Genomic DNA, 13,366 nt, shown 5'->3' on the forward strand with positions numbered 1-13,366 from the left:
AGCGCCTGCGCGAGATCAAGCGCCGGGTCGACCCCGACAACGTCTTCAGGGACAACGCGAACATCGCGTAGGCGCCGCGGCGGGGGGGGCCCGCCCCGGGGGGGGGGGGGGGGGGGCCCCCCCCGCCCGGGGGGGGGGGGCCCCCCCCCCCCCGTCTTCCGGCACACCGCGAACCGGGGGTCGGCGCCGCGGCGCGGCATCCGCTCAGGGTCGGTCGAGCGGATGCCGCGACTCGGCCGGTGGCCCGGTGCGACCGGCCGCCGCGACGCGGCCCGCACTGGCCGCGCGAGAACAGGCGATATCTGCTCGTTCTCCCCGTATACAGGCGGATCCGGCCTGTTGTCGGAGCAATTGCCTGTTTTCGGTGCGCGGGTGCGAGTGCGAGCGCGGCGGGCGAGGGCGCGGGCGGCGGGTCAGCGGTCGAAGCGCGCGCCGGCCGGGTCGGTGTCGAGCACCAGGAAGACGATCAGGATGATGCTGCCGACGAACGGGATGAACGACAGGAAGAAGAAGCCGCCCGACCGGTTCGTGTCGTGCAGGCGACGCCAGACGATCGCGAGGCTCGGAACGAGGACGGCGAGGTACCAGCCGACGTAGATCGCGATGCCGAGGCCGAAGAGCGGGCCGGGCTGCGAGGTTCCGGAGACCGAGTCGACCGTCGCGCCCGAGAACGCGAGCACCATGAGCACGCCGTAGAGCACCGTCGTGATGATGACGTTCGCGAGCGTCCACCACCAGTACTCGCTGCGGCTCGCGCGGCCCGAGAACGTGGCGTACTTGGTGAAGAAGCGCTTGATCGCCTGGCCGAGGGTGGCGCCGTAGAGCGGCTGGGACAGCGGCGGCTCGGCGGAGGTGGAGGGCTGGGCGGGGGCGTAGGTCACGGGTTCTCCTGAGGGATGCGATGCGGGCGATGCGCGAGCCGGGACGCCGGCCGCCGCATCATCATGGCGCACCGCGCGGCGCCGCGGAAGGGGGAGCGGTCCCCGCCGGCCCGCGGGCGTCGCGTCGCGGCATCGGCCCGCCCTCGGCCGGGGCGCTCGCCCGGCTCGGACCTGCCCGCGGCCGGGGCGCTCGCCCGGCTCGGACCTGCCCGCGGCCGGGGCGCTCGCCCGGCTCGGACGTGCCGTCGGCCGGGGCGGCTGCCGCGGCATCCGTCACTGCATCGTGTCGAGGATCCCGACGAGCTGGTCGAACGTGGTCAGCGGGTTCACGATCGCGAAACGCGTGTTCGGGCGCCCGCGGTGCGAGCTCGGCGTGACGAAGGCGTGCTGGTCGTCGAGCAGCTTCGCCGACCAGGCGGCGTACTGCTCGCGGGTCCAGCCGTCGCGCTCGAACACGACGACCGAGAGCTGCGGTTCGCGCACGAGCGTGAAGCCGTCGCGACGCCGGATCTCGTCGGCGATGTCCTGCGCGAGCTGCAGCGACGAGCTGATCGCCTCCCGGTAGGCCGCGCCGCCGTAGGTGGCCAGCGAGAACCACATCGGCAGCCCGCGCGGGCGGCGGGTCAGGTGCACGGCGTAGTCGGACGGGCTCCACTCGGGCGTCTCGGTGAGGGTGTCCAGGTACTCGGCGTGCTGGGTGTGCGCCCGGCGCCCGGCCTCGGGGTCGCGGTAGATGAGCGCGCACGCGTCGAACGGCGCGAAGAGCCACTTGTGGGGGTCGACGATGACCGAGTCGGCGCGCTCGACGCCCGCGAACCGGGGGCGGGCGAGCGGCGAGAGCATCGCGGCGAGTCCGTACGCGCCGTCGACGTGCAACCAGAAGTCGTACTCGTCCTTGAGGGCCGCGATGGAGGCGACGTCGTCGACGATGCCGAAGTTCGTCGAGCCGCCGGTGGCGACGACCGCGAAGACGGATGCCCCGTGCTCGTCGAGTGCGGCCCGCACGGCGTCGCCGCGCAGCTGCCCGTCGTCGCCGGGGGTCACGGCCACGATCTCGACGTCCATCACGCGAGCCATCGACGCGATCGAGGAGTGCGCCTCGAGGCTGCACACGATCTTCCAGCGAGGGGCGGATGCCGCGGGGTCGGCGGCCGCGAGCCGCGCGCGGGCGCTCTCGCGGGCGGCGACGAGCGCCGACAGGTTGCCGAGGGTTCCGCCCTGCACGAAGACGCCGCCCGCGCCGGCGGGCAGGCCGAACTCCTTCGCGAGCCAGCGCAGCACCTCGTTCTCGGCGTGCACGGCGCCAGAGCCCTCGAGCCAGGAGCCGCCGTAGATCGCCGACGCCGAGACGACGAGGTCGAACGCGCTCGCCGCGTTCGTCGGCGCGATCGGGATGAACGAGAGGTACTGGGGGTGGTCGGTCGTGATGCAGGCGGGCGCGAGCACGTGCTCGAAGATCGCGAGGGCGCGCCGCGCGCCGATGCCCTCCTCATCGATGGTGCGGCCGGCGAGGCGGTTGAGCTCGGCGGGGGACACCGGCTTGTCGAGCGGCGTCTCCTCGGAGAGCATGCGCCGGCGGGAGTAGTCGAGCACGAGGTCGACGATGGCCTCGGCCTCCGCGGTGTTCGCGTGCATGCGCGTCGGGTCGGACGCTGCCGTGGCCGTGCCGGTGCGACGGTCGGAGTTCATGGAGTTCCCTTCGGATCGCGCGGATGCCGCGAGCTACAGCAGCGTCGCACAGAGGCGACCGTATGCGCAATATCGCGCGCGAGAACGGATTCAGGCGCATGTATCACGCGCGCGACGGCGCAAAGAGTCCAGTTCCTTGCGCCTCACGCAGCCGCGGTGGACGAAGCGGTCGATTCGCGTCGTATCGTGGAAGACGGATGTCCGACGCCGCGAGGGAGGTCGAGGATGGGCGAGGATCCCCAGCGCGCCGCGCAGCAGTACCGGCTCGATCGTCTCGCCCGCGAGGAGGCGATCGCCCGCGGCGAGGAGCCGGAGGTCGCCGACTCGGCACCCGAACCGGCTCGCCCGTCGACGCAGGCCGAGCGGGCGGCGTTCGTCGAGAACGCGATCCAGCAGGCGATCCGTCGGGGCGAGTTCGACGACCTCCCCGGTGCGGGCAGGCCGCTCGAGGGGCTGACGGGGCAGCACGATCCCGACTGGTGGATCCGTCGCAAGATCGAGCGGGAGCAGCTGACCGGACTGGGCCCGCCCGCCCTCACCCTGCGCGTCGAGAACGCCGGGTTCGAGGAGCGCCTGGACGGGATGCACCGCGAGTCCGAGGTGCGCGAGGCGGTCGAGGACTTCAACCGGCGCGTCATCGAGGCGCGCCGCCAGTTGCTCGGCGGGCCGCCGGTCGTGACGCCCACTCGGGATGCCGACGGCGAGGTCCGCGCCTGGCGGGAGCGACGCGAGGCCCGACAGCGCGAGGCGGCCGAGGAGCGCGCGCGCCTCGAGCGCGAGCAGGAAAAGCGGCGGGCCTCACGAGCGCGGTGGTGGCGGCGCCGAGCCTGAGGGCCGGCTCGCGGACCGGAACGCCGAGCGCGTCCGGGGCGTGGCCGTTCGGAGGTGCCACGCCCGGTGCAGGCCCTGACGCGGCATCCGCCTCACGGGCGTAGACCGTGCACCGAGGTCATCACTCGGGAAGGGACGTGCGCCATGTCGGTCGTCATCGGCGGAGTCGAATTGCACCTGGGGCCGACCTCGGTCGGCGGACCCGACGACCTCGACCTCGCCATCCGCGAGTTCATCGGCGCCGCGAAGCGCTCGCTCGCCATCGCCGTGCAGGAGATCGACTCCCGCCCGATCGCGGAGGCGATCGTGGATGCCACGAGGCGCGGCGTGCGGGTGCGCCTGATCCTCGAGGGCGACTACCTGACCGAGGATGCCGCGATCGCCGATCCGTGGACGACGGCCGGTGCCCATGACGAGAACCGGTTCCTCCTCTCGGCCCTGCTGAAGTCGCGCGTCGACGTGGTCAGCGACCTGAACCCGAAGATCTTCCACCAGAAGTTCATCGTGCGGGACTCGGGCGAACCCACGGCGGCAGTGCTGACCGGCTCGACGAACTTCACGCGCACGGACACGGGCACCAACGCGACATCCGGGGTGGGCAAGGGGCAGAACCTCAACCACGTCGTCGTGCTGCGGGGGCAGCGCGCCGCGACCGAGTACCTCGCCGAGTTCGAGCGGATGCGCTCGGGCACCTTCGGCGACCAGCACGAGCGCGTCGAGTCCAAGCCGAGGGAGTTCGGGCTGCCCCTCGTGCGCGTCAAGCCGCTCTTCGCGCCCAGGCACGGCCCCGAGATGGAGATCATGAAGCAGATGCTCAAGGCGACGAGGTCGATCGACTTCGCGATGTTCACCTTCGCCCAGTCCTCGGGCATCGACGACACCATGATCCGCCTGCGTCCGCTCGTGCCGCGGCTGCGAGGCGTGCTCGACCGCGGTCAGGGCGCCGCGAAGTGGGCCGCGACGAAGGGCCTCGCGGGCGGGGCGGTCGAGCTCTACACGACGCGCCTCGGCACGGGCGTGCGCAAGCTGCACCACAAGCTCATGGTGCTCGACGAGCGGGTCCTCATCGTCGGGAGCTTCAACTACACGGCGCCCGCCAACACCCTGAACGACGAGAACATCGTCGTCATCGGCGACCTCGAGGAGCCGGAGGGCACGCCGGCGGATGTCGCGCAGCGCAGCCTCGCGGCCTACGCGCTCACCGAGATCGACCGCATCATCGCGGACCTCGCGGAGCCGATCCCGGCCTGAGCCCGTGCGCGGGACGGTGTCGGCTCGTGCGCGAGCGCGGCCGTGCGCGAGCATGCGGGTGTCGCGGCGCCGATGTCGGCGGCGTGTGGTCGAGTGGGCGCATGGGCTTCGACGAACGCTTCCTCGGCATCGGTGCGGCGCTGCCGCGAGTGAGTGGGGCGGATGCCGCGACCTCGGTCAGCCTCGACTACGTGCACTTCACCGTCGTGCTCGACTCCGTGCGACGGCTCGCGCGCGTCACCGGAGCGAACATCGACGGGGCGACCCTCGTCGACGTGCCGCGCGGCGATGACTGGCGCTTCGACGAGCGCATCCCCGAGGACTGGCAGACCGGGCCCGCGGTCTACGCGGGCAACGACCTCGACCGCGGGCATCTCGTGCGAAGACGCGATCCGGTGTGGGGCGCACCCGAGGTCGCCGCGCGCGCGAACAGCGACACCTTCCACTTCACGAACGCGGCCCCGCAGGCGGGCGGGTTCAACCAGTCCGAAGAGCTCTGGCTCGGTCTCGAGGACCACGTGCTCGAGCACGCCGGGCTCAACCGGCTGCGGCTCAACGTGTTCACCGCGCCCGTGCTCGGGGCCGACGACCCGCCGTACCGGGGCATCCGGGTGCCATTGCGCTTCTGGAAGATCGCGGCGTGGAACCGCGAGGCGGCGGCCGATGGCACGGGCGAGCTCGCCGCCGCCGGGTTCGTGCTCGACCAGTCGCCGCTCGTCGACACGAGCGAGGTCGTCGCTCCCGCGCCCGGCGAGGTGCCGCCGCTCGGTCCGTTCCGCACGTTCCAAGTGCCGATCGCCGACATCGCCGCGATCACCGGACTGTCGATGCCCGACCTCATCGAGGCCGATGTCCTGCCGCAGACGCTCGCGGCGGCCGGCTGGCGCCGGCTCGGCGTGGCATCCGACGTCGTGCTCTGACGCGCACCCGGCACGCGGTCCGCAGGGCATCGAGACGGCGCATCGAGACGGCGCCTTGAGACGGCGCCTTGAGACGCGCCTTGAGACGGCGCGTTGGGACGGAGTCCTCGGCCCCGGTCCCATGGCGCCGCTGACGTCTCCGAAGCTTTCGTGTTGCGGTGCCGCGCTCGACGAGAAGGTCCCGGGCCAGGTCCGTCGCTTCGCTGCGCAGCCCCGGGCATGACGGCGCTTGGCTGATCGGGAGGGGTGTCGTGCATCGGTATGCCAGTTCCCCCTCATCGATGAGGGGGAACTGACAGACGGAATATCGGACGGTACTCGGCGGACTATCGGATGGTACTTGGCGGAAGCGGTCGAGGCTCGTGGATCGAGGCTCGTGGATCGAGGCTCGAGGCTCGTGGGTCGAGGGTCGTGGGTCGAGGGTCGAGGGTCGAGGGTCGTGGGTCGAGGGTCGTGGGTCGTGGGTCGAGGGTCGTGGGTCGAGGGTCGTGGGTCGAGGGTCGAGGGTCCGAGACGGTGCGGCCGGGCGCCTCAGCCGGGACCCTCAGCCGGGCGCCTGCGGCAGGAGTGACGGCCCGCCCGGCGCCGCGAGGGTGAGCGAAGCGAGCTCGACGCGGGCGTCGGCCTCGAGCACGGCCTCGAGGCTGCGGAGCTCGCGCGCAGCATCCGCTTCGCTGCGATCGCCGGCGAGGTCGACGGCCGCGATGAGCAGCACCCGGCCCGGGCCGATGAACTCCATGTGCAGGAAGGACACGCGGTCGACCGACGGCAGGGCGAGCAGCTCGCCGATCAGGTCGGAGCGCACGTTGGACGGCACCGCCTCGCCGATGAGGAACGCGCGGTTGCGGCCGATGAGCAGCACCGCCACCACGCCGAGCAGCACGCCGACCAGGATCGAGCCGACGGCGTCGAAGACGGGGGAGCCCGTGACCTGGTGCAGCAGGATGCCGGCGAACGCGATCACGAGGCCGATGAGGGCCGCCGCATCCTCGGCGAACACCGCGCGCAGCGTCGGGTCCGAGCTCTGCGAGACGTGGTGCAGGGTGCCGACGCGTCGCCTCCGCGCGTCGGACCGCGCCTGCCGATAGGCGCGGATGAACGAGATGCCCTCGAGCACGAATGCGAGGCCCAGCACCGCGTAGGCGATGCCGTAGTCGGCCGCGGGCTCGGGATCGATGAGCTCGGTGATGCCGTGCTGGATCGACACCGCCGCACCGACCATGAACAGGCCGAACGCGGCGAACATCGACCAGACGTACGCGTCCTTGCCGTAGCCCAGCGGATGCCGCGCGTCGGCCGGCCTCGCCGACCGGCGTTCCGCGATGACGAGCAGCACCTCGTTGCCGGTGTCGGCCCAGGAGTGCGCCGCCTCGGCGACCATGGATGCCGAACCCGTCAGGGCCGCCGCGACCGATTTCGCCGCCGCGATGAGCGCGTTCACGACGAGCGCGACGATCACGGTGACGAGCGAGTCGCCCGGTGGATCCGCGGCCGATGTCCTGTCCTCCATCCGTCCGAGTCTGGCACCGGGCCTCCGCGGGCGGAAGGTCGGGCGCCGAGGTTCGTCGGGCGGGCCGCGAACTTCACCGCACGGGGGATCCGCCGGCCGTGCCGATGCGGCATCCTCGAACGGTGGACCTCGACCTGATCAGCGGCGCCGCGCTCACCGGCCCGGCGCTCCTCGGTGCGCTCGCCGTGCTCGCGCTCATCGACTCGACGAGCTTCGGCACCCTCCTGATCCCGATCTGGCTCATGCTCGTGCCCGGCCGGCTGCGGCGGAGCCGCATCGTGCTCTACCTCGCCACCGTGGCTGGGTTCTACCTCGTCGTCGGGCTCGTGCTCCTCGCCGTCGCGGCCGTCGCGCTGCCCCAGCTCATGGAGCTCGCGTCGACCCCGCCCTTCCTCTGGGCGCAGCTCGTCGTCGGTGCTGCGCTGCTCGTCGCATCCTTCTTCCTGGGTGGCAAGCGCAAGCGCGAGGGACCCGGGCGGTTCGCGAGGTGGCGCGAACGAGCGGTGACGGATGCCGCCGAGGAGCGTTCGAGCGTCCTTCCGCTGATGGGCCTCGCGGTCGCCGCCGCCGGGGTCGAGGTCGCGTCGATGCTGCCCTACCTCATCGGCATCGGCCTGCTCTCGACATCCGACCTCGACGTGACGGCGCGCGTGCTGGTGCTCGCCGGCTACTGCGTCGTGATGGTGCTGCCGGCGCTCGTGCTGCTGGTCATCCGATCGGTGGCGAGCCGTGCGATCGAGTCGGGCCTCGCCCGAATCAGCGGCTGGCTGGAGCGCAACGCCGCCGAGACCACGGCGTGGATCGTGGGCATCCTCGGGTTCCTCCTCGCCCGCGCGGCCGCGGTCGAGCTCGGGCTGTTCGACGCGCTGCTCTGAGCCAGACCACTCGATCGAGTCGACCGGCCGCCTAGGCCGAGTTCGACCTGACCTTCTCGGCCTTCCTCGTCTTGCGGGCGGCCTTGTACTCGGCGTCGACCTCGGCCATGACCTCCTTCGCCTCGTCGAGCTCGCCGAGCATGGGCCGGATCCAGGCCATGCGGGGGTTCGTGTCGACGAGCATCAGGCGTACGAGCAGGCTGAGCGGGATGGCGAGGATCGCGCCGATCGGGCCGATCACCACGGCCCAGAACAGGACCGAGAAGAACGTGATCGTCTGGCTCAGCGAGACCGCCCGGCCGACCACGCGCGGCTGGATCACCGACTGGATCACCGCATTGATCACGCCGTAGACGACGATGACCGCGATCACCGTCGGCCACCCGCCGACGAGCCCGCCGAACACGATCGGCGGGATGATGGCGATGAAGTAGCCGATGTTCGGGATGAACGAGCAGACGAACGCGAGCAGGCCCCAGATGAAGGCGCCCGGCACCTGGAGGATCAGCAGTGCGATCCAGTTCACGACGCCCTGGGCGACGCCGAGCACCGTCGTCACGACCATGTAGCGACGCACGTTGGAGCCGTAGCCGATGAGCGAGGTGACCACGAGCGGGCGCGTCGGGTAGAGCTGGCGGAACAGGGTCGGGATGAACCCGGCGTCCATGGCCATGAGCAGCAGCATCGTGAAGATGATCACGAGGAACGTAATCGTTCCCGTCAGCCCGCCGACGACCCCGCCCAGCACGCCGATGAGGGAGGAGGGGTCGAAGTTCGCGAAGAAGTTGTGGAGCTCGTCGGCGTTGATGCCGATCGTGGCCAGCCACTTCGCGACCTCCTGCCCGAACGCGCTGATCTCGGCGCTGAAGGTCGGCAGCAGTTCGGCGAACTGCGAGAACGCCACGAGCACCAGGTAGCCGAAGCCGACGAGCAGGATCGTCACCGCCAGGATCACGGACCCGGTCGCGATGCCGCGCGGGACGCCGCGCCGCTCGAGCAGCACTCGCAGCGGATGCACGCAGATGGTGAGTACGAGCGCGAAGAACACGGGTCCGAAGATGCCGGCGATCGCGGCGAGCCCGAAGGTCGCGATGGCCGCACCGCCGAGTCCGAGGAGGATGAAGGCGTTGCGATGCTCGCTCACCGTCTCGGTCGGCACGGAGCCGTCGTCGCCGTCGTCGCCCGCGTCAGCGGGCTCGGTCGGCTTCGAGTGCTTCCTGGTCCACCACATGACGGCTCCGATCCGCCCGGCCGGAGGCCGACGCTGGTGCCACCCTAGCGAGCGGATGCCGCCCGGGTCATCAGGCGATCCGGGTGATCATCGCCGTCGGCGCGTGCGCGGTCCGCGGCCCGCCGCGCCGTCGCCGAGTTGGCGGACGGCCCGACGGAGGCTGGCGCCGGATGTCGCGCGGTGGAAGGGTTGACGCATGGCGACGACTGCCCGCTCCGATGCGCTTCCCGAGCTCCGCACCGACGTGCTCGTGGTCGGCGCCGGCCCGAGCGGGCTCATGCTGGCGGTGTGCCTGGCGCGGCTCGGCGTGGACGCGATCGTCGTCGACGGCAAGGACGGTCCGACCGCCGAGTCCCGCGCGCTCGTCGTGCAGGCCCGGTCGATGGAGCTCTACGACCAGCTGGGCCTCGTCGAGCGTGTGCTCGCGCACCGGGCCCCCGCGACCACCCTGATCCCGGGCGCCGGCCACCGCGAGTTCGGCCGGGTCGATCTGCGGGCGGCCGGCCGCGACGTGACGCCCTTCAACGAGATCACGGTGTTCGAGCAGAGCGCCAACGAGCGGCTGCTCGCCGACGCGCTCGGCGAGCTCGGCCGGGAGGTCCTCTGGGGGCATCGGCTTGCACGCCTCGAGGTGGGGGAGGGCGAGCCCGCGGCATCCGTCACCGCCGTGCTGATGTCGCAGGCCGGCGAGGTCACCGTTCGGGCTCGCTACTGCGTCGGCGCCGACGGCGCGCACTCGGCCGTGCGGCGCGCACTGGGCATCCCGTTCGAGGGCGAGACCAACGCGTTCACCTTCACCCTCGCCGATGCGCTGCACACGCGCGGCCTCGCGCCCGAGTCGATCAACGTGCGCGTCACCGAGCGGCACATCATGCTCGGGTTCGGCATGGGCGGCGACCGCACCCGGCTCATCGGCGTCGTGCGCGACGACGACCTCGGACCCGACGGCGAGGCCTCCGAAGACGACTCGCGCACGGTGTTCCGCCGGGAGTTCGGCGTCGAGTACGAGTCCTCGTCGTGGTTCACGACCTACCGCTTGCATCACCGACTCGCGGCCTCGTTCCGTTCGGGGCCGTGCTTCCTCGTCGGCGATGCCGCCCACATCCACTCGCCCGTCGGCGGGCAGGGCATGAACACCGGCCTCCAGGACGCGCACAACCTCGCCTGCGCGTTCGCCGACGTGCTCGTCGGCGGCATGCCCGAATCGCGGCTCGGGCGGTACGAGGCCGAGCGCCGACCGGTCGGGGAGACGCTCGTCGCGACGACCGATCGACTCTTCGCGCTCGTGACGAGCGACACGCCTCGCGCACGGTTCGTGCGCTCGCGCGTGATCCCGGTGATGGGCCCGATCGCGGCCGGGCTGCTCTCGCGCATGATCGGGGCGCCGAAGGCGTTCGGGTTCGTGTCGCAGACCCGCATCCGGTATCGGATGCCGCCGGTCGAGGGTCCGCCGCACCGGGATGCCCCGCGACGGCGGAGTCGGGGACGTGGGCATGGGCGTGACGACGACGGCGTGCTCGGCCGGCGCCTGCCCTGGACGGGCGGCAACTTCGACGCCCTGCGCTCGATGGGGTGGCAGTTGCACGGCTACGGCGTGCCCGAGCGCGCCGTTCGCCGCATCGCCGGCGAACTCGACGTCGAGGCGCACGTGTTCGACGCGGACCCGCACGGGCGCCTCCGCCGCGACCGCGTCTACCTCGTGCGCCGCGACGGGTTCGTGGTCGCCGAGGTGCACTCGCCGGGGACGGGCGCGGCGCTCGCCGAGGCGCGGGCGAGGCTCGCGGGCAGCTGACCCGACGCCCGTTCGCTCGCGTGCCGCGCGGGTGATCGCATCGGACCGCGAAAGTCGGGTGCGGGCGAGTGCCGATCGGCAGGCTTGACGTCGGAAGGGGAGAACCGTGATCGCAGAACTCAATCGCCTCGTCGACGTCATCGAGGAGCACCTCACCGAGGAGCTCGACGTCGCCGGCCTGGCGAGCCGGCTCGGCACCACGGAGTACCACCTGCGCCGGATGTTCTCGTCGCTCGCCGGCATGCCGTTGTCGGAGTACGTGCGGCGCCGCCGCATGTCGGTGGCCGCGGCCGAGGTCGTTGGAGACGGCGACCTGCTGGGCATCGCGGTGCGGTACGGATACGGCTCGACCGAGGCCTTCGGTCGAGCGTTCAGGTCGGTGCACGGCGCCGGTCCGGGCGACGTCCGCCGGAACGGCGGCCCCCTTCGCACGCAACCGCAGCTCAGGTTCCGCCTGACCGTAGAAGGGAACACCCCCATGGACACCCGCATTGCCGACCGACCCGCCTTCCGCCTCATCGGCCACGCGGCCCGAGTGCCGCTCATCCACCAGGGCGCCAATCCGCACATCCAGGCGCACATCGCCGCGCTTCCCGCGACCGAGCACGCGCGGCTCAAGTCGCTCGGCGACACCGAGCCGGCCGGGCTCCTTCAGGTCAGCGCCGACGTCGATCCCGACTTCGCCGAGGGCAGCGAGCTGACCTACCTGCACGGCGTCGCCGTCACCGACACGACGCCCGTGCCCGAGGACCTCGACGCGATCGAGGTCGAGCCGGGGAGCTGGGCGGTGTTCCGCATCGCGGGCCCCTACCCGGCGGCGCTGCAGTCCACGTGGGCCGCGACCGCGACCGAATGGTTCCCGTCGAACCCGTGGCGGCTTCGTGCGGGCCCCTCGATCGTGGCGATCCTCGACCGGGCGGAGGACTTCAGCACGGCGACCTGCGAACTCTGGCTTCCGGTCGAGCGGGCATAGTCGCGGCGCCGGTCAGCGGGGCGCCTCGCGCTCGTCGAACTCGCGGCGGAGGTACCGCGGCGCCTGCACGCGCCACGCCTCGGTCACGAGTTCGACGAGGTGGTCGTCGTCGATGGCGGCCATGCGGAAGGCGACCTTCGGCTCGCTCCACCTCGTCGTCGTGCGCAGGAACACCCGGGGCGCCATCTCGACGAGGGCGAGCCCGTCGACGCGGTCGGCCACCTTCGCCCCGACGACGAGCTCGTTCGCGATGATCTCGCGCATGTCGTCGGGGATGCTCGGCCACGGGTGGCACTCCCACGCATACAACTTGCCCCGAACGAACCACGCAGCGCCGCCCGTCGTCGCGCGCTCCTCGCTGCCGGGGAGCGCCGCGGCGATGCGTCGCACGTCGTCGAGGTCGGCCACGCGCTGAGCCTATGCCGCACGACCGACACGGAGCGCGGCATCCGCTCGGTTCGATTGCCCGTATCGTCGTACGGTGACCCACGAGACCACCGCCGCGATGCCGGATGCCGCGCTCCGCCGCCGCCGGTTCACGGGCGCCGCGACCCAGCTCGGCACCGAGGTCTCCATCAACTTCGGGTCCTCGCTCGCCGGGCTCGTGATCCCCGTCGTCGGATCCTTCGTGGTCGTCGCCGTCCGCCAGCTCGTGATGCTCGTGGTCGTGCTGCCGTTCTACCGACCCAAGCGGTCCGAGCTCACCTGGTCGCGCCTGTGGCCGGCACTCGCGCTCGGCGTCGTGCTCGCGGTCATGAACGTCGCGTTCTACGAGGCGGTGCACCTCATCGGCCTCGGCACGGCGGCGACCATCGAGTTCCTCGGCCCGCTCGCCATCGCGCTCGTGACCTCCCGGCGCTGGCTCGATGCCGTCTGCGCGGTCGCGGGCGGCCTGGGCGTGGTGCTGCTCATCGCCCCCGGTACGTCGGATGCCGCGGCCATCGACCCGTGGGGCGTCGCGTTGGCGCTGACCTCCGCGGCGACGTGGGCGATGTACATCCTCCTCACGCGCCGCGTCGCGATCGGGCTGCCGGGCCTCGAGGGCGTCACGGTCGCCAGCATCGTGAGTCTCGCGCTCCTCGTGCCGTTCGCCATCCTGACCTTCGACCCGACGGTCATCGACTGGGGCGTGGTCGCGCTGCTGCTCGGCGTGGGCCTGCTCTCGTCGGCGCTGCCGTACAGCCTCGACACGTTCATCCTCCGGCGGATCAGCCCGCGCCTCTACTCGATCATCACGAGCTTCGGGCCGGTCATCGCGGCGCTGTTCGGGTGGCTCGTGCTGTCGGAGACGTTCACGGTCGTCGAGCTCGTGGCCATCGCGATCGTGTGCGGCGCCGCGGGCACGGCCATCGCGACGCAGCGGGATCGGCCGAAGTCCGACCTCGAGCAGACCGCCGAGGGCATGGCCTGAGC

The 13,366-nt window shown here is 72.0% G+C and carries 13 protein-coding genes; 8 read left to right on the top strand and 5 right to left on the bottom strand.

The genetic code is table 11. The features are described from left to right. Nucleotides 1-5 precede the first annotated feature (5 nt). A complete protein-coding gene (locus tag GQQ95_RS19840) occupies nucleotides 6-71 on the top strand; it encodes a BBE domain-containing protein (RefSeq protein WP_425482589.1) in 66 nt (21 codons plus the stop codon). 342 nt (nucleotides 72-413) lie between these two features. Here GQQ95_RS19840 and GQQ95_RS19720 read toward each other — a convergent pair whose 3' ends face one another. Beyond that, the gene (locus GQQ95_RS19720) at nucleotides 414-881 is read right to left on the bottom strand and encodes a DUF805 domain-containing protein (protein WP_157428959.1); all 468 of its coding nucleotides are present in this window, start codon (nucleotides 879-881) and stop codon (nucleotides 414-416) included. A 273-nt stretch (nucleotides 882-1,154) separates the two neighbouring features. Continuing rightward, the gene (locus tag GQQ95_RS17835; protein ID WP_157428960.1) at nucleotides 1,155-2,570 is read right to left on the bottom strand and encodes a pyridoxal phosphate-dependent decarboxylase family protein; all 1,416 of its coding nucleotides are present in this window, start codon (nucleotides 2,568-2,570) and stop codon (nucleotides 1,155-1,157) included. A 225-nt stretch (nucleotides 2,571-2,795) separates the two neighbouring features. Between GQQ95_RS17835 and GQQ95_RS17840 the strand changes: the two genes are divergently transcribed. From GQQ95_RS17840 to GQQ95_RS17850, 3 genes are all read left to right on the top strand, one after another. Then, nucleotides 2,796-3,401, top strand: coding sequence for a DnaJ family domain-containing protein (locus tag GQQ95_RS17840; RefSeq protein WP_157428961.1), 606 nt, complete (start codon nucleotides 2,796-2,798; stop codon nucleotides 3,399-3,401). A 144-nt stretch (nucleotides 3,402-3,545) separates the two neighbouring features. Beyond that, on the top strand, nucleotides 3,546-4,652 hold the full coding sequence (locus GQQ95_RS17845) for a phospholipase D-like domain-containing protein (RefSeq protein ID WP_157428962.1): 1,107 nt from the start codon (nucleotides 3,546-3,548) through the stop codon (nucleotides 4,650-4,652). A 101-nt stretch (nucleotides 4,653-4,753) separates the two neighbouring features. Continuing rightward, a complete protein-coding gene (locus tag GQQ95_RS17850) occupies nucleotides 4,754-5,572 on the top strand; it encodes a DNA/RNA non-specific endonuclease (protein WP_157428963.1) in 819 nt (272 codons plus the stop codon). A 544-nt stretch (nucleotides 5,573-6,116) separates the two neighbouring features. Here GQQ95_RS17850 and GQQ95_RS17855 read toward each other — a convergent pair. Then, complete coding sequence (locus tag GQQ95_RS17855) at nucleotides 6,117-7,082, bottom strand: cation diffusion facilitator family transporter (protein ID WP_157428964.1); 966 nt, start codon at nucleotides 7,080-7,082, stop codon at nucleotides 6,117-6,119. Nucleotides 7,083-7,204: 122 nt separating this feature from the next. On the opposite strand from GQQ95_RS17855, the gene GQQ95_RS17860 reads away from it, so the two are divergent. Continuing rightward, nucleotides 7,205-7,957 (top strand): GAP family protein, encoded by a 753-nt coding sequence (locus GQQ95_RS17860; RefSeq protein WP_246205778.1) that lies wholly within the window; start codon nucleotides 7,205-7,207, stop codon nucleotides 7,955-7,957. A 31-nt stretch (nucleotides 7,958-7,988) separates the two neighbouring features. Here GQQ95_RS17860 and GQQ95_RS17865 read toward each other — a convergent pair whose 3' ends face one another. Beyond that, nucleotides 7,989-9,188 (bottom strand): AI-2E family transporter, encoded by a 1,200-nt coding sequence (locus GQQ95_RS17865; protein ID WP_157428966.1) that lies wholly within the window; start codon nucleotides 9,186-9,188, stop codon nucleotides 7,989-7,991. Nucleotides 9,189-9,384: 196 nt separating this feature from the next. Here GQQ95_RS17865 and GQQ95_RS17870 point away from each other — a divergent pair, with 196 nt between their 5' ends. Together GQQ95_RS17870 and GQQ95_RS17875 are read left to right on the top strand one after the other, a co-directional pair. After that, nucleotides 9,385-10,980 carry an FAD-dependent monooxygenase gene (locus GQQ95_RS17870; protein WP_157428967.1) on the top strand — a complete coding sequence of 532 codons (1,596 nt, stop codon included), beginning with the start codon at nucleotides 9,385-9,387 and terminating at the stop codon, nucleotides 10,978-10,980. A gap of 106 nt (nucleotides 10,981-11,086) precedes the next feature. Then, nucleotides 11,087-11,953, top strand: a complete 867-nt coding sequence (locus GQQ95_RS17875) for an AraC family transcriptional regulator (RefSeq protein WP_157428968.1) — start codon at nucleotides 11,087-11,089, stop codon at nucleotides 11,951-11,953. Nucleotides 11,954-11,965: 12 nt separating this feature from the next. Here GQQ95_RS17875 and GQQ95_RS17880 read toward each other — a convergent pair whose 3' ends face one another. Further along, nucleotides 11,966-12,361, bottom strand: coding sequence for a hypothetical protein (locus GQQ95_RS17880; RefSeq protein ID WP_157428969.1), 396 nt, complete (start codon nucleotides 12,359-12,361; stop codon nucleotides 11,966-11,968). 73 nt (nucleotides 12,362-12,434) lie between these two features. On the opposite strand from GQQ95_RS17880, the gene GQQ95_RS17885 reads away from it, so the two are divergent. Continuing rightward, nucleotides 12,435-13,364: an EamA family transporter gene (locus GQQ95_RS17885; RefSeq protein ID WP_246205780.1), complete on the top strand. Its 930-nt coding sequence runs from the start codon at nucleotides 12,435-12,437 to the stop codon at nucleotides 13,362-13,364. Nucleotides 13,365-13,366 lie beyond the last annotated feature (2 nt).

It is taken from the genome of Agromyces salentinus, assembly GCF_009749395.1.
GTDB lineage: Bacteria > Actinomycetota > Actinomycetes > Actinomycetales > Microbacteriaceae > Agromyces > Agromyces salentinus.